We start from the raw sequence: 18,600 nt of genomic DNA, 5'->3' as shown, positions 1-18,600 counted from the left end.
TGCCTATGGTTACAGCTATGATGCGGCCAACCGGCTGCTGAAGGCGGACTTCAGGGAAAGCCCCGGTACCGCGCATACGTGGGCGGAGAACCCGGCCACGAAGTTTAATGTGAAGATGGGGGATGGGATCACCCCCACCAGCGCCTATGACGCCAACGGCAATATCCTTCAAATGCAGCAGGAGGGGAAGACCGGCCCCACCACCAGCGGCCTCATCGACAACCTTTATTACAACTATACAAAAAACAGCGCCACCACCGGCAACCGGCTGCAGGGCGTGTATGACGCTCAGAATAATCCCTCCAGTACGCTGGGCGACTTTAAGGAGATCACCACCGGCAGCGCTGGTGACCTGGACTATGACCAGGACCCCAACGGTAACCTGACCCGGGATAACAACAAGGGTATCTCCGCCATTACCTACAACCACCTGAACCTTCCGGAGCTGGTCACGATCCCGGGCAAGGGCAGCATCCGGTACGTATATGACGCTGCTGGCGTCAAACACCGCAAAACGGTGGAAGACCAGACCGGCCCGCAAAGCAAGACCACCACCACGGCGTACAGCGGTGGGCTGATCTATGAGAACGACAGCCTGCGGCTGATCAGCCATGAGGAAGGCCGCATCCGGGTGAACAGCGAGGTGCAGCCGGTGGAGTATACTTATGACTATTTTATCAAAGACCACCTGGGCAACGTGCGGATGGTGCTGACAGAAGGCAGCCAGCAGCAGCTGTACCTGGCGAGCATGGAAACGGAGCGCTCAGCTACGGAGAACGCCCTGTTCAGCAATATCGAGTCCAGCCGCAGCGCCAAACCGGTGGGTTACCCGCAGGATGCCACTGCGGGCAACCAGAACAGCCAGGTGGCCAAACTGAACGGTCAGCACCCTGACAAGCGGGTAGGGCCCTCGCTGGTACTGAAGGTGATGGCGGGAGATACGATCTCCATCGGGGCCAAGGCCTTTTACAAGTCCATCGGGCGCAAGCAGGATAAGTCCCTGGTACCGGTGGCAGACATGGCCACTTCGCTGCTGCGGGCGTTCGGCGGCGGGCAGCCGGGTGGCGGTGATAAGGAAACAGCCGGGGAGAACATGGCCCGCAGCCCGTTGAACGAACAGTTCTTAAATGACGGCTACGAGCGGATGAAGCAGAAAGAACCGGCCGACCCTGCCCAGGCCAACCGTCCAAAAGCATACCTTAATTTTGCGTTATTCGACGATGCGTTTAACTTAGTGGAAGAGAACAGCGGTGTGCGGCAGGTGAAGGCGGAGCCGGACCAGCTGCAGACGCTGGCGCAGGACAAGATGGTGATCAAGAAGGGCGGGTTCCTGTATGTGTATACGAGCAATGAGACGCCGCAGGATGTGTTCTTTGATAACCTGGTGGTGATGAACAACCCGGGGGCGGTGCTGGAGGAGACGCATTATTATCCGTTTGGGTTGACGATGGCGGGGATTAGTGCGAAGACGCTATACAGCCCTGAAAACAAATACCAGTATAACGGTAAAGAACTACAGAACAAGGAGTTCGCGGGGAATGGCGGTAGTGGTTTAGAGTGGTATGATTATGGGGCTAGAATGTATGACCCGCAGATCGGGAGGTGGCATGTGCCCGATCCTCTTAGTGAAGATGAGTATGACTATGAAATTGACAGATTCATATCTATGGAGGCAGAAAGCGCTGCAGGAGGTAGTGACGACGAAATGGGACTACGTCATTTATCCAAATACTTCCGACCTAAAGTGTTAACTGCTGATAATTCCCCTATTCATTATGGAATGAGTCCGTATGCGTATGTGTTAAATAATCCTTTAAAGTATGTGGATTTGCACGGGCTGGATACTTCTAAACCTATAGTGTTAAATCTGGTTGAGGTTAAAGCAAATGTTCCTTGGAAAGCTGCTTCAGGACTTACATTAATATACTTAGGGTGGCCTCGTTATGATTTAAAGCCAATTGGTGCATTAGGTTCTCGGCCTGGTTCTTCAATTGCTTCCGAGTGGTTATCTAAAAAACTTCCTCAAACAGTTCCTGCTCTTAAAAAGGTTCCTCGAAAAGTATTAAGAACAGTTGGTATGAAAACTGCTTCAAAGAAGGTTGGAACAGCTGTTGTTGGGCGAGCTTTAGGGAGGCTTGTTCCATATGTTGGATGGAGCCTATTGGCATCGGATATTTGGGATAATCGAGAATTTCTTGATGGCTTAGCAGAAGGAATAAGAGATGAAAGGGAAAAAATGAAAGAAACCGTGAAATATGAGGGCGCGCATTAAATTCTATAAATTAAATCCATTGAAATGAACCAAGATGTTTTTAATAAACTCATAGAGTTTGTAATTGATAAGTCTGGTGTTGATGATGAGCCAATTAATAAATCAACTCGTATTCAGGAAGACCTTGGCGTGAGTGGTGATGATGCAGTTGAGTTCATACTTGCTTATAGTAAGAAGTTTAACGTCGATGTAACCAATTTTATGGCAGCTGATTATTTTGAAGATGAGGGAGGGCTTAGAATATGGTATTTTTTAAAAGCCCTATTAGGTTTTAGTAAAACAGGGAAAATATTAACGGTAGGCCATTTAGAGAAAGGAATACACGCTGGAAGATTAGATGAAGAAGTCATAAATAGAGATCAAATGGTACTGTAAATGTCAATGGAAAGGCAAATAACAATACTGGGAGTATCTTGGATTTTAGACTTCAAACTGATTTAGCGTCCTTGGATATTTTTATAAATGAACTTAGAGGAGTTTTGAAGCTTTATCCCTTGGTAGGAAGCTCAGAATAGACAAAGCCCGCACGATCTGCGCGGGCTTTGTGTTTATATTTATTGCATTACTTTTTTGTTATGGATAGGAATGCGATGATAGCGGTGAATGCAATGTTGATCCAGAATTGCCAGTTGCCGGTTACGGCCAATAGTGCGGAAAAGCCAGCTATTGCTATGAGATATTTTTGCGCAGCGGGCATGTCTTTTGTTTGAGAAACACTAGGGTGTTCGTTAGCCAGAAGACGCTTTAGCGAGAGAATGAACCTATTGATTATCCTACGCCGAGTTCTTTTAAAGGTTCGTACGTTATTACGGCTAAGGTTGGCTGGCATGGCCGGAAATATCCGTGTTCCGCAATTAATCAATTTTCCATCATCTACGATGGCCCACCCGATAGAATTATCTCCCAAATCAAGTCCGAGAATTTTACTCATGGTTAGTAAGTTTATGAGTTAAAAGCCTTTTTAGCTTTGGTATTCTGGATAATGTTATCGATGAGGAAATACACCTTCTCTTTGGTGTCCTCGTCGAGTTTTTCAATGTCCTGGATACGCTGGAGCGTTTTTTTATCAAAGTGAGCATTAATCCCTTCCCCTACGAGGTAATCGAGTGAAACCCCCAAGGCGTCGGCGATGCGCTTTGCAAAATCAATAGAGGGCGTGGCATCGCCGCGCTCGTACTTCCCAATAATCTCTCTGGAAACGTTGCTCTCGTTGGCGAGGTCGGTTTGTGACCAGCCTTTTTGCTTACGCAGCTCGGTAATTATTTTGGAGATTTTGTTCATAATAGTACCGTAAATGCAGTAAAAGACAGTGTTTTGGCAAAAATACGGTATTAAGATGCTCAAAAAAACACGAAAGTACTTTGTTGATATTGTATAATGATATACTTTTGTGTACAATAGTACCAAGTAAAAATATTTTTCCACATGGCACGCAAGGTTAACAACGTACGCTATCTAAAGTTAGGGGTAAAAGGTCATCCGCGTGATGGCTATCGTTATAAAAATTTACCGTGGCTGAACGTGAGCGCGGTCTGGCTGGAACAGGCGGGCTTCCACATCGGCGACCAGCTTGAGATCACCGTAAGCGATGGTTACCTGGAGATCAAAAACCTCTCTACCGATGGAGATCAAAGAGCTTAAGCAGCGTTTGCGGCTGTCGGAAGTGATCGCCCATTACGGCCTGCGGCCGGACAAGCACGGGCGTTTGCTTTGCCCGTTCCACCCCGATAAAACGCCCTCGCTGCAACTGTACCCGAAGACCGATACTTTTTGTTGCTTCTCCACGAACTGCAACGCTGGTACGGGTGATGTGATCCGGTTCATCGAGCTGATGGACAAGTGCAGCACGCACGAAGCGATCATGAAGGCCAAAGCGCTGATCGGCGTAACGCCCGCCGTGCCAGCTGCGCCACCGGCAGCAGCACCTGATCCATTGGAACGGGAAGCGGTTCTAACCAAAGTGTTCGGCTCGTTCAGGAAGGCGCTTCCGGCCTCGCGCAAGGCGACCGATTACCTGCAAGGTCGTGGGCTGGACTACAAGCAGCATGAATGCGGGTATAACAGCGGCGGGTTGCACGTGGAGAGCAAGAATCATCACCTTGTTGCCAGCATGGTAAAGCATGGCCTGCTTAAAGCAAAGCCGGCCGGCGGTTACAGCGTATGGGCAAAAGACTGCGTGATCTTCCCGTTAAAGGATGTGCAACACAAAATCGTGAGCCTGTACGGCCGCAGCATTACGAACAACAGCGACCAGCGGCATTTTTATATGACGGGCAGAACGGGATTGTATCCCGGTTATCCTGCACCGGCTACCACAAAACTGATCCTGACGGAAAGCATCCTCGATGCGGCGAGCCTGTTGCAGCAACCGGCGATTACCGCGCAATACAGCGTACTGGCCTTGTATGGCACCAATGGGCTCACCGATGAACATCAGCAGGCGATCATCGGTCTATCATCGTTATGCGAAATCACCCTCGTCCTGGATGGCGACGAAGCGGGTAAAGCCGCGGCGGTCAAACACGCACAAACCTTATCCGGCCTGCTGCCGCATGTGCAGTTCACGCAGGTGTTGCTGCCAGATGGCGAGGATGTAAACAGTGTCTTGCAAAGCCATGACGACGGGCAGGTGCTGGTGGACCTGATCGCACAGCGGCAGCCGGTAGAATTTTTTGTTTCAACGGAACCAGCCGCGCCTGCCACAATACAGACCTCTGTTATCCCTATACCTACTTTGCCTGCTGATGACCGGCTGAACACTTCCAATCCTGAATTGCTGGTATATGAGAGTTCGCTGCTGCAAGTGACGGTGCTGGGCGGCGTGCGGCTGACCGGTCTGGACCGACTGCGGGTGACGCTGAAAGTGGAGCACCGGCAAAACATGTTCCTGCCGGTGCGGCACAGCCTTGATCTGTACCATCACGGGCAGGTGCAGCAACTGGTTAGCCTGGTCACGGAGACCTTTGATATGAACGGGCAGGCAGTGGTGACGCTGGTGGCGCAGCTGACGGGCGCACTGGAAAGCTACCGTGCGCAGCGGTTGGAGCGGCTGCAAGCCAAACCGGAGAGCAAACCCACGTTATCGCCTGCGCAAAGGCAGGCCGCTATCCATTATTTACAGCAGCCGAATTTACTACGGCGCACCAGCGATGATATTGGCGCGAGCGGCATTGTGGGTGAAGAAACGAACCGGCTGATTGCGTACCTGGTGTACAGCAGCCGTAAGCAGGCCACGCCGCTGCACGTGATGTTTTTGGGCGCCAGCGGCAGCGGTAAGACGTATTTACAGGAGAAAGTGAGTGACCTGGTGCCGGCCGAAGAAAAGATCGAGATCACCCAAGTAACGGAGAATGCTTTTTATTACTTCAAGCAGGACGAACTCAAACACAAGCTGCTGCTGATCGAAGACCTGGACGGCGCGGAGAGTTCTTTGTATCCCTTGCGGGAGCTGCAGAGCAAAAAGCGTATCTCCAAAACGGTGACCATCAAGGACACGAAGGGAAATCTAAAGACGATCACGGTGGTGGTGGAAGGCCCGGTGAGCGTAAGCGGTTGCACGACGCGGGAGAAGCTCTACGAGGATAACGCCAACCGCTGCCTGCTGCTGTACGTGGATGGTTCCGCCGAGCAGGATGGTCGTATCATGGCCTATCAAACCCGCGCCAGCGCCGGGCAGATCGATCACGGCAAAGAGCAGGCGATTAAAGCACTCCTGCGAAATGTTCAACAGGTTTTGCAACCGGTTCGCGTGGTCAATCCTTATGCGCAGCACATTACGCTGCCTTCGGAGATCTTCAAGCCGCGGCGGACGATGACGTTGCTGCTGGCCTTTATCGAGGCGGTGACGTTCTATCATCAGTATCAACGGGCGCAAAAGAAAGACGGCGGCGGCCAGCCCTATATTGAGACCACGCCGGAAGATATCCGGGCGGCGCTGCACCTGTTAAAAGAGGTGCTGTTCAGCAAGGGCGACGAACTGGCGAAAGCCACGCGGATTTTTTTGGAACAACTCAAAGTCTATTTACAGCGAAGCGGTGCGGAGAGCTTTATCCCGCAAGAAGTGCGCAGGCATCTGCGTTTACAGCCGCGCACGCTGCAGCGTTACATCCGGGAGCTTTGCCAATACGGCTACCTGCGGGCGGTGGGCAGCTACCAGCACCGGCGCGGTTATGAATACGCCGTTATCGACGGTGGAGAGTACCAGCGATTGAAAGGCGCGATTGACGGGCAGTTGCAGGCTATAATGGATAATCTGTCCACCACCAGCAACGCTACCGCGACAAGTGCGACAGTAGTGCGACAGTAAGTGTGTGTCGCAGTAAAAGGCAGCATAGTAAAGGCTTTTGTGTACTGCGACAGTAAAAACGGAAAGATAGTATAATAGGAATTTTGTTAGCCCGTTCCCACCTGATTGTATCATTATCAAACTGATTTTATGGCATCCTTGAACTTATTGCACAGCCCGACGTATGCGCGGTTGCAGGATAGTTTTACAGTATGGCTGCAAACGCTGGGGTATGCGCCCATGACGGCGTACAATCTTCCCCGGCACGCGTCGGAATACCTGGGCTGGCTCCAGCAACAGGGAAACACCCACCTCGATGCGCTGACGGCCTCTTCCGCCAATGCTTTTATCAGTCACCTGCAATTACAAACCGGCATCCGCACGGGAAGAAACCACAGTGCGGGACATATCAACAAATACGTGCAGGCGCTGGCGCTGCTGGGTCGTTACCTGCGGCAGACGGGGGCAGGTGGCGAAGGTTTTGCCTTGCGGCGGGTGGAAGGTGAAAAGCGGTTGCCGGTGTGGCTGACAGTGGGTGAAGTGCGGCAGCTTTACCATGTTACCGGGGATACGGTGCTGGGCATCCGTGACCGTGCGATGCTGGCGGTGTTCTATGGTTGTGGGCTGCGGCTCAACGAGGGGGCGAGCCTTGAAATATCGGATATCCTTGCCGACCGGCGGCTGCTCTACGTTCGCAAGGGCAAGGGTTACAAGGAAAGATATGTTCCACTCACGCTGCAGAACCTCGGGCACATCCAGGACTACCTGACCGAAAGCCGTCCGCAGTTATTGCAGCGATCCACGGAGAGCCTGTTTTTAGGCGCAAATACGGGCAAAGGGCTTACGGGGCAGTCTTTGTATGTACGTGTCAAATTTTTAGCGAAAACGGCGGGTATTACAAAGAATATGGGTACGCATACCCTGCGGCACTCTATCGCTACGCACCTGTTGGGCAACGGGGTGCCATTGGAAAAGATACAGCTCTTCCTCGGCCATGAAAGCCTTGACAGCACGCAGTTATATACTCACCTTGTAAATGACTCCTTATGACGTTCTCCCAATATTTACAAAGCAAGGATCATAGCCCGGCCACGATCCGCACGTATGAAAAATACCTGCGGGTGTTTACAGGTTGGCTGCAATCGGAATGCATCCACCCTGACGGGGTGTGTTACGAGGAGCTGCTGGCGTTCATGCGGTGGCTGCAGGCGGGTGGCCGTAGCCGGGAGGCGGTGGCGATCCAGCTATGCGCGGTGCGGCATTATTTTGACTGGCGGATCGCTATTAAAGCAGGCTGTAACAACCCGGCGGCGGGCGTGTACATCAAAGGCATCCCGCGGCGGTTGCCGGCCGGGATGCTGGATATCGAAATGCTGCAGGAGCTGTACCGCAACTATTGCCAGTTGTATGCTTCTACGTTATGCGGGCGGGTGATCTTGGGGCTGCTGGTGTTCCAGGGTCTCACGGTTCGTGAAATACGCCAGTTGGAAATTACGGACGTGCGATTGGAAGAAGGTATGTTGTACGTGCGCGGCGGTCGCAGCTATAACGGTCGCCGTTTAAAACTGGACGCAGCGCAGGTTCGGCAGCTAGAGCGTTGCATGAATGCGCACGGGCAGTTATCGAAGATACGCGGGATGCGTTTGCTGAACGGGCATTACCTGCGGGAAGGAGTGAGCAAGCTGCTGAAAGCCCTTAAAAAGCTGAACCCGGTGATCAAAAGCGTGCAGCAGATCCGGGGCAGTGTGATCACGGAGTGGCTGCATCATTACAACGTGCGGCAGGTGCAGTACATGGCCGGTCATAAATACGCCAGCAGCACGCAGCGTTACCAGCTATCCGGGCTGGAAGACCTGGCCGCGCAGTTAGACGAGCATCACCCCATTGAGATCGGTATCCACGCAGATCATCACGGTTCCCTGTAACTGCGAGCAAAGCCAGGTTCCCCATCACTTGCAACGTTCCCTTTATGCAAGAACAGGAAAAGCGGTCTCACTGCGGGCATGGGAAGGGCTGGGGTGTACATGTGCGAAGGTTCTTCCTGACTGGCTGCGTTCTTCTGTTGCCGCCCTTCCCATGCCCTTCGTTCGGGCAGCTCCCGGTCTTTGCGCGAAGCGCGCAAATCCCTCCTCTGCCCCATATCTGTCCGCCACCTGCCGGCGGCGCAGGGTGACCGGTGGCTCTGTGCTCGCTTCGCTCACACTCCCGCCCCCGGACCCTGCGCCGCATGGCGGTGGGTGGCGGGAAATGCAGCGGAGTGATCGAAGCGGAGGGGCGGCAGATCAGGGACGAGCAGGAGTACACGACCTGCCGCGAACGGCGACAGTAGTTCGCTGACCCGGCGGCAGTGCTGTCTTGGCGCATCCATAGCGGGCGAAGGCGGCGCAAGGTGCTTCCTGTTCAACGCCTCCAATGCCGCCTTCACCCGCTATGGATGTGTTTTTTGCTTCCTTATGTTTTTTTCAATTGAAAATAAAAACCTATATCTTTAAAACCGGTTCTTTGAAAAAGTTGCCAGTAGTGCGGGGAAGGCGGTAATTATTATCCATTTGGGTTGACGATGGCGGGGATTAGTGCGAAGACGCTATACAGCCCTGAAAACAAATACCAGTATAACGGTAAAGAACTACAGAACAAGGAGTTCGCGGGGAATGGCGGTAGTGGTTTAGAGTGGTATGATTATGGGGCTAGAATGTATGACCCGCAGATCGGGAGGTGGCATGTGCCCGATCCTCTTAGTGAAGATGAGTATGACTATGAAATTGACAGATTCATATCTATGGAGGCAGAAAGCGCTGCAGGAGGTAGTGACGACGAAATGGGACTACGTCATTTATCCAAATACTTCCGACCTAAAGTGTTAACTGCTGATAATTCCCCTATTCATTATGGAATGAGTCCGTATGCGTATGTGTTAAATAATCCTTTAAAGTATGTGGATTTGCACGGGCTGGATACTTCTAAACCTATAGTGTTAAATCTGGTTGAGGTTAAAGCAAATGTTCCTTGGAAAGCTGCTTCAGGACTTACATTAATATACTTAGGGTGGCCTCGTTATGATTTAAAGCCAATTGGTGCATTAGGTTCTCGGCCTGGTTCTTCAATTGCTTCCGAGTGGTTATCTAAAAAACTTCCTCAAACAGTTCCTGCTCTTAAAAAGGTTCCTCGAAAAGTATTAAGAACAGTTGGTATGAAAACTGCTTCAAAGAAGGTTGGAACAGCTGTTGTTGGGCGAGCTTTAGGGAGGCTTGTTCCATATGTTGGATGGAGCCTATTGGCATCGGATATTTGGGATAATCGAGAATTTCTTGATGGCTTAGCAGAAGGAATAAGAGATGAAAGGGAAAAAATGAAAGAAACCGTGAAATATGAGGGCGCGCATTAAATTCTATAAATTAAATCCATTGAAATGAACCAAGATGTTTTTAATAAACTCATAGAGTTTGTAATTGATAAGTCTGGTGTTGATGATGAGCCAATTAATAAATCAACTCGTATTCAGGAAGACCTTGGCGTGAGTGGTGATGATGCAGTTGAGTTCATACTTGCTTATAGTAAGAAGTTTAACGTCGATGTAACCAATTTTATGGCAGCTGATTATTTTGAAGATGAGGGAGGGCTTAGAATATGGTATTTTTTAAAAGCCCTATTAGGTTTTAGTAAAACAGGGAAAATATTAACGGTAGGCCATTTAGAGAAAGGAATACACGCTGGAAGATTAGATGAAGAAGTCATAAATAGAGATCAAATGGTACTGTAAATGTCAATGGAAAGGCAAATAACAATACTGGGAGTATCTTGGATTTTAGACTTCAAACTGATTTAGCGTCCTTGGATATTTTTATAAATGAACTTAGAGGAGTTTTGAAGCTTTATCCCTTGGTAGGAAGCTCAGAATAGACAAAGCCCGCACGATCTGCGCGGGCTTTGTGTTTATATTTATTGCATTACTTTTTTGTTATGGATAGGAATGCGATGATAGCGGTGAATGCAATGTTGATCCAGAATTGCCAGTTGCCGGTTACGGCCAATAGTGCGGAAAAGCCAGCTATTGCTATGAGATATTTTTGCGCAGCGGGCATGTCTTTTGTTTGAGAAACACTAGGGTGTTCGTTAGCCAGAAGACGCTTTAGCGAGAGAATGAACCTATTGATTATCCTACGCCGAGTTCTTTTAAAGGTTCGTACGTTATTACGGCTAAGGTTGGCTGGCATGGCCGGAAATATCCGTGTTCCGCAATTAATCAATTTTCCATCATCTACGATGGCCCACCCGATAGAATTATCTCCCAAATCAAGTCCGAGAATTTTACTCATGGTTAGTAAGTTTATGAGTTAAAAGCCTTTTTAGCTTTGGTATTCTGGATAATGTTATCGATGAGGAAATACACCTTCTCTTTGGTGTCCTCGTCGAGTTTTTCAATGTCCTGGATACGCTGGAGCGTTTTTTTATCAAAGTGAGCATTAATCCCTTCCCCTACGAGGTAATCGAGTGAAACCCCCAAGGCGTCGGCGATGCGCTTTGCAAAATCAATAGAGGGCGTGGCATCGCCGCGCTCGTACTTCCCAATAATCTCTCTGGAAACGTTGCTCTCGTTGGCGAGGTCGGTTTGTGACCAGCCTTTTTGCTTACGCAGCTCGGTAATTATTTTGGAGATTTTGTTCATAATAGTACCGTAAATGCAGTAAAAGACAGTGTTTTGGCAAAAATACGGTATTAAGATGCTCAAAAAAACACGAAAGTACTTTGTTGATATTGTATAATGATATACTTTTGTGTACAATAGTACCAAGTAAAAATATTTTTCCACATGGCACGCAAGGTTAACAACGTACGCTATCTAAAGTTAGGGGTAAAAGGTCATCCGCGTGATGGCTATCGTTATAAAAATTTACCGTGGCTGAACGTGAGCGCGGTCTGGCTGGAACAGGCGGGCTTCCACATCGGCGACCAGCTTGAGATCACCGTAAGCGATGGTTACCTGGAGATCAAAAACCTCTCTACCGATGGAGATCAAAGAGCTTAAGCAGCGTTTGCGGCTGTCGGAAGTGATCGCCCATTACGGCCTGCGGCCGGACAAGCACGGGCGTTTGCTTTGCCCGTTCCACCCCGATAAAACGCCCTCGCTGCAACTGTACCCGAAGACCGATACTTTTTGTTGCTTCTCCACGAACTGCAACGCTGGTACGGGTGATGTGATCCGGTTCATCGAGCTGATGGACAAGTGCAGCACGCACGAAGCGATCATGAAGGCCAAAGCGCTGATCGGCGTAACGCCCGCCGTGCCAGCTGCGCCACCGGCAGCAGCACCTGATCCATTGGAACGGGAAGCGGTTCTAACCAAAGTGTTCGGCTCGTTCAGGAAGGCGCTTCCGGCCTCGCGCAAGGCGACCGATTACCTGCAAGGTCGTGGGCTGGACTACAAGCAGCATGAATGCGGGTATAACAGCGGCGGGTTGCACGTGGAGAGCAAGAATCATCACCTTGTTGCCAGCATGGTAAAGCATGGCCTGCTTAAAGCAAAGCCGGCCGGCGGTTACAGCGTATGGGCAAAAGACTGCGTGATCTTCCCGTTAAAGGATGTGCAACACAAAATCGTGAGCCTGTACGGCCGCAGCATTACGAACAACAGCGACCAGCGGCATTTTTATATGACGGGCAGAACGGGATTGTATCCCGGTTATCCTGCACCGGCTACCACAAAACTGATCCTGACGGAAAGCATCCTCGATGCGGCGAGCCTGTTGCAGCAACCGGCGATTACCGCGCAATACAGCGTACTGGCCTTGTATGGCACCAATGGGCTCACCGATGAACATCAGCAGGCGATCATCGGTCTATCATCGTTATGCGAAATCACCCTCGTCCTGGATGGCGACGAAGCGGGTAAAGCCGCGGCGGTCAAACACGCACAAACCTTATCCGGCCTGCTGCCGCATGTGCAGTTCACGCAGGTGTTGCTGCCAGATGGCGAGGATGTAAACAGTGTCTTGCAAAGCCATGACGACGGGCAGGTGCTGGTGGACCTGATCGCACAGCGGCAGCCGGTAGAATTTTTTGTTTCAACGGAACCAGCCGCGCCTGCCACAATACAGACCTCTGTTATCCCTATACCTACTTTGCCTGCTGATGACCGGCTGAACACTTCCAATCCTGAATTGCTGGTATATGAGAGTTCGCTGCTGCAAGTGACGGTGCTGGGCGGCGTGCGGCTGACCGGTCTGGACCGACTGCGGGTGACGCTGAAAGTGGAGCACCGGCAAAACATGTTCCTGCCGGTGCGGCACAGCCTTGATCTGTACCATCACGGGCAGGTGCAGCAACTGGTTAGCCTGGTCACGGAGACCTTTGATATGAACGGGCAGGCAGTGGTGACGCTGGTGGCGCAGCTGACGGGCGCACTGGAAAGCTACCGTGCGCAGCGGTTGGAGCGGCTGCAAGCCAAACCGGAGAGCAAACCCACGTTATCGCCTGCGCAAAGGCAGGCCGCTATCCATTATTTACAGCAGCCGAATTTACTACGGCGCACCAGCGATGATATTGGCGCGAGCGGCATTGTGGGTGAAGAAACGAACCGGCTGATTGCGTACCTGGTGTACAGCAGCCGTAAGCAGGCCACGCCGCTGCACGTGATGTTTTTGGGCGCCAGCGGCAGCGGTAAGACGTATTTACAGGAGAAAGTGAGTGACCTGGTGCCGGCCGAAGAAAAGATCGAGATCACCCAAGTAACGGAGAATGCTTTTTATTACTTCAAGCAGGACGAACTCAAACACAAGCTGCTGCTGATCGAAGACCTGGACGGCGCGGAGAGTTCTTTGTATCCCTTGCGGGAGCTGCAGAGCAAAAAGCGTATCTCCAAAACGGTGACCATCAAGGACACGAAGGGAAATCTAAAGACGATCACGGTGGTGGTGGAAGGCCCGGTGAGCGTAAGCGGTTGCACGACGCGGGAGAAGCTCTACGAGGATAACGCCAACCGCTGCCTGCTGCTGTACGTGGATGGTTCCGCCGAGCAGGATGGTCGTATCATGGCCTATCAAACCCGCGCCAGCGCCGGGCAGATCGATCACGGCAAAGAGCAGGCGATTAAAGCACTCCTGCGAAATGTTCAACAGGTTTTGCAACCGGTTCGCGTGGTCAATCCTTATGCGCAGCACATTACGCTGCCTTCGGAGATCTTCAAGCCGCGGCGGACGATGACGTTGCTGCTGGCCTTTATCGAGGCGGTGACGTTCTATCATCAGTATCAACGGGCGCAAAAGAAAGACGGCGGCGGCCAGCCCTATATTGAGACCACGCCGGAAGATATCCGGGCGGCGCTGCACCTGTTAAAAGAGGTGCTGTTCAGCAAGGGCGACGAACTGGCGAAAGCCACGCGGATTTTTTTGGAACAACTCAAAGTCTATTTACAGCGAAGCGGTGCGGAGAGCTTTATCCCGCAAGAAGTGCGCAGGCATCTGCGTTTACAGCCGCGCACGCTGCAGCGTTACATCCGGGAGCTTTGCCAATACGGCTACCTGCGGGCGGTGGGCAGCTACCAGCACCGGCGCGGTTATGAATACGCCGTTATCGACGGTGGAGAGTACCAGCGATTGAAAGGCGCGATTGACGGGCAGTTGCAGGCTATAATGGATAATCTGTCCACCACCAGCAACGCTACCGCGACAAGTGCGACAGTAGTGCGACAGTAAGTGTGTGTCGCAGTAAAAGGCAGCATAGTAAAGGCTTTTGTGTACTGCGACAGTAAAAACGGAAAGATAGTATAATAGGAATTTTGTTAGCCCGTTCCCACCTGATTGTATCATTATCAAACTGATTTTATGGCATCCTTGAACTTATTGCACAGCCCGACGTATGCGCGGTTGCAGGATAGTTTTACAGTATGGCTGCAAACGCTGGGGTATGCGCCCATGACGGCGTACAATCTTCCCCGGCACGCGTCGGAATACCTGGGCTGGCTCCAGCAACAGGGAAACACCCACCTCGATGCGCTGACGGCCTCTTCCGCCAATGCTTTTATCAGTCACCTGCAATTACAAACCGGCATCCGCACGGGAAGAAACCACAGTGCGGGACATATCAACAAATACGTGCAGGCGCTGGCGCTGCTGGGTCGTTACCTGCGGCAGACGGGGGCAGGTGGCGAAGGTTTTGCCTTGCGGCGGGTGGAAGGTGAAAAGCGGTTGCCGGTGTGGCTGACAGTGGGTGAAGTGCGGCAGCTTTACCATGTTACCGGGGATACGGTGCTGGGCATCCGTGACCGTGCGATGCTGGCGGTGTTCTATGGTTGTGGGCTGCGGCTCAACGAGGGGGCGAGCCTTGAAATATCGGATATCCTTGCCGACCGGCGGCTGCTCTACGTTCGCAAGGGCAAGGGTTACAAGGAAAGATATGTTCCACTCACGCTGCAGAACCTCGGGCACATCCAGGACTACCTGACCGAAAGCCGTCCGCAGTTATTGCAGCGATCCACGGAGAGCCTGTTTTTAGGCGCAAATACGGGCAAAGGGCTTACGGGGCAGTCTTTGTATGTACGTGTCAAATTTTTAGCGAAAACGGCGGGTATTACAAAGAATATGGGTACGCATACCCTGCGGCACTCTATCGCTACGCACCTGTTGGGCAACGGGGTGCCATTGGAAAAGATACAGCTCTTCCTCGGCCATGAAAGCCTTGACAGCACGCAGTTATATACTCACCTTGTAAATGACTCCTTATGACGTTCTCCCAATATTTACAAAGCAAGGATCATAGCCCGGCCACGATCCGCACGTATGAAAAATACCTGCGGGTGTTTACAGGTTGGCTGCAATCGGAATGCATCCACCCTGACGGGGTGTGTTACGAGGAGCTGCTGGCGTTCATGCGGTGGCTGCAGGCGGGTGGCCGTAGCCGGGAGGCGGTGGCGATCCAGCTATGCGCGGTGCGGCATTATTTTGACTGGCGGATCGCTATTAAAGCAGGCTGTAACAACCCGGCGGCGGGCGTGTACATCAAAGGCATCCCGCGGCGGTTGCCGGCCGGGATGCTGGATATCGAAATGCTGCAGGAGCTGTACCGCAACTATTGCCAGTTGTATGCTTCTACGTTATGCGGGCGGGTGATCTTGGGGCTGCTGGTGTTCCAGGGTCTCACGGTTCGTGAAATACGCCAGTTGGAAATTACGGACGTGCGATTGGAAGAAGGTATGTTGTACGTGCGCGGCGGTCGCAGCTATAACGGTCGCCGTTTAAAACTGGACGCAGCGCAGGTTCGGCAGCTAGAGCGTTGCATGAATGCGCACGGGCAGTTATCGAAGATACGCGGGATGCGTTTGCTGAACGGGCATTACCTGCGGGAAGGAGTGAGCAAGCTGCTGAAAGCCCTTAAAAAGCTGAACCCGGTGATCAAAAGCGTGCAGCAGATCCGGGGCAGTGTGATCACGGAGTGGCTGCATCATTACAACGTGCGGCAGGTGCAGTACATGGCCGGTCATAAATACGCCAGCAGCACGCAGCGTTACCAGCTATCCGGGCTGGAAGACCTGGCCGCGCAGTTAGACGAGCATCACCCCATTGAGATCGGTATCCACGCAGATCATCACGGTTCCCTGTAACTGCGAGCAAAGCCAGGTTCCCCATCACTTGCAACGTTCCCTTTATGCAAGAACAGGAAAAGCGGTCTCACTGCGGGCATGGGAAGGGCTGGGGTGTACATGTGCGAAGGTTCTTCCTGACTGGCTGCGTTCTTCTGTTGCCGCCCTTCCCATGCCCTTCGTTCGGGCAGCTCCCGGTCTTTGCGCGAAGCGCGCAAATCCCTCCTCTGCCCCATATCTGTCCGCCACCTGCCGGCGGCGCAGGGTGACCGGTGGCTCTGTGCTCGCTTCGCTCACACTCCCGCCCCCGGACCCTGCGCCGCATGGCGGTGGGTGGCGGGAAATGCAGCGGAGTGATCGAAGCGGAGGGGCGGCAGATCAGGGACGAGCAGGAGTACACGACCTGCCGCGAACGGCGACAGTAGTTCGCTGACCCGGCGGCAGTGCTGTCTTGGCGCATCCATAGCGGGCGAAGGCGGCGCAAGGTGCTTCCTGTTCAACGCCTCCAATGCCGCCTTCACCCGCTATGGATGTGTTTTTTGCTTCCTTATGTTTTTTTCAATTGAAAATAAAAACCTATATCTTTAAAACCGGTTCTTTGAAAAAGTTGCCAGTAGTGCGGGGAAGGCGGTAATTATTATCCATTTGGATTGACGATGGCGGGGATATCTACCAAGGCCGTCAATAAGCTGGAGCGGAACAAGTACGGTTACAATGGGAACGAGCTACAGAATGAGGAATTTGGGGATGGTAGCGGGTTGGAGTTGTACGACTTCAATGCGAGGACGTATGATCAACAGATAGGGAGATTTATGCAGATAGATCCATTGACAGAACAATGGCAGGAACATTTATCTCCGTATCACTTTGGGTTTAACAATCCTATACGATATAATGACCCTGATGGCAAGTATCCGGGATTGGGAGTAGGGATTATCTTTCCTATAGCTGCCGCAATTGAAGAGGCTATAGTTGCAGGTGGTGCAGCGGCTGGAATTGTTTTGGTGGCAGATAAACTAGTCAAAATAATTAGAGAGTTACCACCAGGGACAGGGACTGCTAATCCCACCACAGTTCCATTGTTGCCTTTGCCTGGCGAAGTGATGGGTAAAACGACCTTGAAGTCAGAAAAAGCACAATCAAATGAACAACCAACGGATTTACCAGGGAATACCGCACTGAATGATGCCTTGAAGGGACAAGGCTCTGGTGATACAGGTACACGGAGGAAAAATAGGTTACCGGACGTTGCCGAACCTAATTCGACTCAAACTAATGCTCCAGGTACAACCGCTAAAAAATATGGCCCCGACGGGAAAGTTCAGAAAGAATATAATAAAGGACATCAGGGGGATGGGGTGCCCAAGAACGAAAAAAAAGATCATGTGCATGATTATAAGCCTGATTCTCGTAATCCATCCGGGCATGGCAAAAGACAACCAGGACGTCCACTTAAGAAAAATGAACTTAAAAAGGATTTTGGACTTTAATAAGCTTTAGTTATGAATTATATAGGAGAAAATGAACTGCTGATAGATTTATTAGCTACAGATTATACTTTGCTCAGTAGCACAATGAATAAGATTGATATCCAAAACGGGAATGAGGGAAGGCTATATATTGAGTTGCATTTTACGTTACTTTATTCCGAGGTGTGTAGAAAAATTATGCTAAGATTTAGTGAAATTGAGGAGTTTTCTTTCTATTATAATCAAAGTCATTACTTTTATAATGTTGAAGAATATAAACTTTTAAAAGTAGGAGATAGCTTTTACTTGAGTCTGGATCCTTTTGCTGATGACGCCAATAATAAAGTGTCTTCCAAAGATCAAGATTTTATACTATGCGGCAAGGTAGAAGGCTTCGCTCAACCTTAAACAATATTCGGTTTATACTTACGCACTAAACACTCCTACCCGAAGTCATGTTTGTGATGAGTATTGAGAATGTATTTTAGGGCAAGCAGCGTGTCAAGGCAAAATAAAGAGGGAGGCGTATATCCCAGGCCTATAACGATTACAATACTCTATTTATTAGTGCTTCGTCTGATAATAATTCGCAAGCAGGTGATAGATTCGTTGAGGGCAAAACCGCTGCAAACAATCTTATTGAACAGTTGGACAACGGTAGTATTACTTTAGGAGAGAAGGAAACTATAAAAATAATCGGGCATAGTCAGGGAGCTACTTTCGCTGTAGGAATGGCAAGCGTACTTGCCAAGCACCAAAAATATTCCTCCAGGCAAGAAGTTGTTCACTATATTTCCGTACATCAACCAGACAGATTTAATCATCCTGCTAATATTTCTGGACATCAATGGTCAACCTTGGGGGATCAGGTATCTTCAAGTTCTTCTAATGTATTGTCAGTTTTTAATGGTAAATCAGCCCTCGGTCAAATTAATAGGTAACTATAATTCGCACCTCCGGCATGGCCATAAAGGTGGCTGAGGAGGGCATTCTGTAGATA

General features: G+C 50.9%; 17 protein-coding genes and 2 pseudogenes. 15 read left to right on the top strand and 4 right to left on the bottom strand.

Features of this window, described 5'->3' with window-relative positions; genetic code table 11:
* Both D3A97_RS24055 and D3A97_RS24050 read left to right on the top strand, forming a co-directional pair.
* Nucleotides 1-2,272: RHS repeat protein (locus D3A97_RS24055; protein WP_317126386.1), on the top strand; the 2,272-nt coding region annotated here is incomplete at its 5' end.
* A 24-nt stretch (nucleotides 2,273-2,296) separates the two neighbouring features.
* Nucleotides 2,297-2,647 carry a DUF1493 family protein gene (locus D3A97_RS24050; protein ID WP_119081117.1) on the top strand — a complete coding sequence of 117 codons (351 nt, stop codon included), beginning with the start codon at nucleotides 2,297-2,299 and terminating at the stop codon, nucleotides 2,645-2,647.
* 187 nt (nucleotides 2,648-2,834) lie between these two features.
* Here the strand turns inward: D3A97_RS24050 and D3A97_RS24045 are convergent, their stop codons facing one another.
* Entirely contained in the window at nucleotides 2,835-3,203 is a 369-nt protein-coding gene (locus tag D3A97_RS24045) for a hypothetical protein (protein WP_119081116.1), read from the bottom strand.
* Between the two features lie 11 nt (nucleotides 3,204-3,214).
* Entirely contained in the window at nucleotides 3,215-3,553 is a 339-nt protein-coding gene (locus tag D3A97_RS24040) for a helix-turn-helix domain-containing protein (protein WP_119081115.1), read from the bottom strand.
* Between the two features lie 144 nt (nucleotides 3,554-3,697).
* Between D3A97_RS24040 and D3A97_RS24035 the strand changes: the two genes are divergently transcribed.
* The 6 genes and pseudogenes from D3A97_RS24035 (at nucleotide 3,698) to D3A97_RS24010 (ending at nucleotide 10,317) form a co-directional block, all read left to right on the top strand.
* Nucleotides 3,698-3,913 carry a SymE family type I addiction module toxin gene (locus tag D3A97_RS24035; RefSeq protein WP_119081114.1) on the top strand — a complete coding sequence of 72 codons (216 nt, stop codon included), beginning with the start codon at nucleotides 3,698-3,700 and terminating at the stop codon, nucleotides 3,911-3,913.
* Nucleotides 3,894-6,578: an MTBMA_p00010-related P-loop-containing protein gene (locus tag D3A97_RS24030; RefSeq protein ID WP_198674162.1), complete on the top strand. Its 2,685-nt coding sequence runs from the start codon at nucleotides 3,894-3,896 to the stop codon at nucleotides 6,576-6,578. The genes D3A97_RS24035 and D3A97_RS24030 overlap by 20 nt, the downstream gene beginning before the upstream one ends.
* Nucleotides 6,579-6,707: 129 nt before the next feature.
* The gene (locus tag D3A97_RS24025; protein ID WP_119081112.1) at nucleotides 6,708-7,607 is read left to right on the top strand and encodes a tyrosine-type recombinase/integrase; all 900 of its coding nucleotides are present in this window, start codon (nucleotides 6,708-6,710) and stop codon (nucleotides 7,605-7,607) included.
* Entirely contained in the window at nucleotides 7,604-8,482 is an 879-nt protein-coding gene (locus tag D3A97_RS24020; protein ID WP_119081111.1) for a tyrosine-type recombinase/integrase, read from the top strand. Before D3A97_RS24025 ends, D3A97_RS24020 begins: the two co-directional genes overlap by 4 nt.
* A gap of 626 nt (nucleotides 8,483-9,108) precedes the next feature.
* Nucleotides 9,109-9,942 (top strand): annotated as a pseudogene (locus D3A97_RS24015) (RHS repeat domain-containing protein); the annotation flags it as partial.
* A 24-nt stretch (nucleotides 9,943-9,966) separates the two neighbouring features.
* Nucleotides 9,967-10,317 (top strand): DUF1493 family protein, encoded by a 351-nt coding sequence (locus D3A97_RS24010; RefSeq protein WP_119081117.1) that lies wholly within the window; start codon nucleotides 9,967-9,969, stop codon nucleotides 10,315-10,317.
* Between the two features lie 187 nt (nucleotides 10,318-10,504).
* Here the strand turns inward: D3A97_RS24010 and D3A97_RS24005 are convergent, their stop codons facing one another.
* Entirely contained in the window at nucleotides 10,505-10,873 is a 369-nt protein-coding gene (locus tag D3A97_RS24005; RefSeq protein ID WP_119081116.1) for a hypothetical protein, read from the bottom strand.
* 11 nt (nucleotides 10,874-10,884) lie between these two features.
* Nucleotides 10,885-11,223 carry a helix-turn-helix domain-containing protein gene (locus D3A97_RS24000; RefSeq protein ID WP_119081115.1) on the bottom strand — a complete coding sequence of 113 codons (339 nt, stop codon included), beginning with the start codon at nucleotides 11,221-11,223 and terminating at the stop codon, nucleotides 10,885-10,887.
* A 144-nt stretch (nucleotides 11,224-11,367) separates the two neighbouring features.
* Between D3A97_RS24000 and D3A97_RS23995 the strand changes: the two genes are divergently transcribed.
* From D3A97_RS23995 to D3A97_RS24970, 7 genes and pseudogenes are all read left to right on the top strand, one after another.
* The gene (locus tag D3A97_RS23995; protein WP_119081114.1) at nucleotides 11,368-11,583 is read left to right on the top strand and encodes a SymE family type I addiction module toxin; all 216 of its coding nucleotides are present in this window, start codon (nucleotides 11,368-11,370) and stop codon (nucleotides 11,581-11,583) included.
* Entirely contained in the window at nucleotides 11,564-14,248 is a 2,685-nt protein-coding gene (locus tag D3A97_RS23990; protein ID WP_198674162.1) for an MTBMA_p00010-related P-loop-containing protein, read from the top strand. Before D3A97_RS23995 ends, D3A97_RS23990 begins: the two co-directional genes overlap by 20 nt.
* A 129-nt stretch (nucleotides 14,249-14,377) precedes the next feature.
* Nucleotides 14,378-15,277 carry a tyrosine-type recombinase/integrase gene (locus D3A97_RS23985; RefSeq protein WP_119081112.1) on the top strand — a complete coding sequence of 300 codons (900 nt, stop codon included), beginning with the start codon at nucleotides 14,378-14,380 and terminating at the stop codon, nucleotides 15,275-15,277.
* Nucleotides 15,274-16,152 (top strand): tyrosine-type recombinase/integrase, encoded by an 879-nt coding sequence (locus D3A97_RS23980; RefSeq protein WP_119081111.1) that lies wholly within the window; start codon nucleotides 15,274-15,276, stop codon nucleotides 16,150-16,152. The genes D3A97_RS23985 and D3A97_RS23980 overlap by 4 nt, the downstream gene beginning before the upstream one ends.
* A gap of 626 nt (nucleotides 16,153-16,778) precedes the next feature.
* Nucleotides 16,779-17,621, top strand: a pseudogene (locus D3A97_RS23975) (RHS repeat domain-containing protein); the annotation flags it as partial.
* Nucleotides 17,622-17,633: 12 nt separating this feature from the next.
* Complete coding sequence (locus tag D3A97_RS23970) at nucleotides 17,634-18,008, top strand: hypothetical protein (RefSeq protein WP_119081109.1); 375 nt, start codon at nucleotides 17,634-17,636, stop codon at nucleotides 18,006-18,008.
* A 239-nt stretch (nucleotides 18,009-18,247) separates the two neighbouring features.
* On the top strand, nucleotides 18,248-18,541 hold the full coding sequence (locus D3A97_RS24970) for a hypothetical protein (protein ID WP_157986741.1): 294 nt from the start codon (nucleotides 18,248-18,250) through the stop codon (nucleotides 18,539-18,541).
* Nucleotides 18,542-18,600: the final 59 nt, after the last annotated feature.

It is taken from the genome of Chitinophaga alhagiae, from assembly GCF_003568665.1.
Classification (GTDB): Bacteria; Bacteroidota; Bacteroidia; order Chitinophagales; family Chitinophagaceae; genus Chitinophaga; species Chitinophaga alhagiae.
Note: the sequence above shows the minus strand (reverse complement) of the source record. Positions and strands in the feature narration are given on the sequence as shown.

What these genes read in the sequence shown, in the direction of transcription:
- D3A97_RS24050 (WP_119081117.1), top strand. Translation starts at nt 2,297, where the DNA reads ATGAACCAAGATGTTTTTAATAAACTCATAGAGTTTGTAATTGATAAG.
- D3A97_RS24045 (WP_119081116.1), bottom strand. Translation starts at nt 3,203, where the DNA reads ATGAGTAAAATTCTCGGACTTGATTTGGGAGATAATTCTATCGGGTGG.
- D3A97_RS24040 (WP_119081115.1), bottom strand. Translation starts at nt 3,553, where the DNA reads ATGAACAAAATCTCCAAAATAATTACCGAGCTGCGTAAGCAAAAAGGC.
- D3A97_RS24035 (WP_119081114.1), top strand. Translation starts at nt 3,698, where the DNA reads ATGGCACGCAAGGTTAACAACGTACGCTATCTAAAGTTAGGGGTAAAA.
- D3A97_RS24030 (WP_198674162.1), top strand. Translation starts at nt 3,894, where the DNA reads ATGGAGATCAAAGAGCTTAAGCAGCGTTTGCGGCTGTCGGAAGTGATC.
- D3A97_RS24025 (WP_119081112.1), top strand. Translation starts at nt 6,708, where the DNA reads ATGGCATCCTTGAACTTATTGCACAGCCCGACGTATGCGCGGTTGCAG.
- D3A97_RS24020 (WP_119081111.1), top strand. Translation starts at nt 7,604, where the DNA reads ATGACGTTCTCCCAATATTTACAAAGCAAGGATCATAGCCCGGCCACG.
- D3A97_RS24010 (WP_119081117.1), top strand. Translation starts at nt 9,967, where the DNA reads ATGAACCAAGATGTTTTTAATAAACTCATAGAGTTTGTAATTGATAAG.
- D3A97_RS24005 (WP_119081116.1), bottom strand. Translation starts at nt 10,873, where the DNA reads ATGAGTAAAATTCTCGGACTTGATTTGGGAGATAATTCTATCGGGTGG.
- D3A97_RS24000 (WP_119081115.1), bottom strand. Translation starts at nt 11,223, where the DNA reads ATGAACAAAATCTCCAAAATAATTACCGAGCTGCGTAAGCAAAAAGGC.
- D3A97_RS23995 (WP_119081114.1), top strand. Translation starts at nt 11,368, where the DNA reads ATGGCACGCAAGGTTAACAACGTACGCTATCTAAAGTTAGGGGTAAAA.
- D3A97_RS23990 (WP_198674162.1), top strand. Translation starts at nt 11,564, where the DNA reads ATGGAGATCAAAGAGCTTAAGCAGCGTTTGCGGCTGTCGGAAGTGATC.
- D3A97_RS23985 (WP_119081112.1), top strand. Translation starts at nt 14,378, where the DNA reads ATGGCATCCTTGAACTTATTGCACAGCCCGACGTATGCGCGGTTGCAG.
- D3A97_RS23980 (WP_119081111.1), top strand. Translation starts at nt 15,274, where the DNA reads ATGACGTTCTCCCAATATTTACAAAGCAAGGATCATAGCCCGGCCACG.
- D3A97_RS23970 (WP_119081109.1), top strand. Translation starts at nt 17,634, where the DNA reads ATGAATTATATAGGAGAAAATGAACTGCTGATAGATTTATTAGCTACA.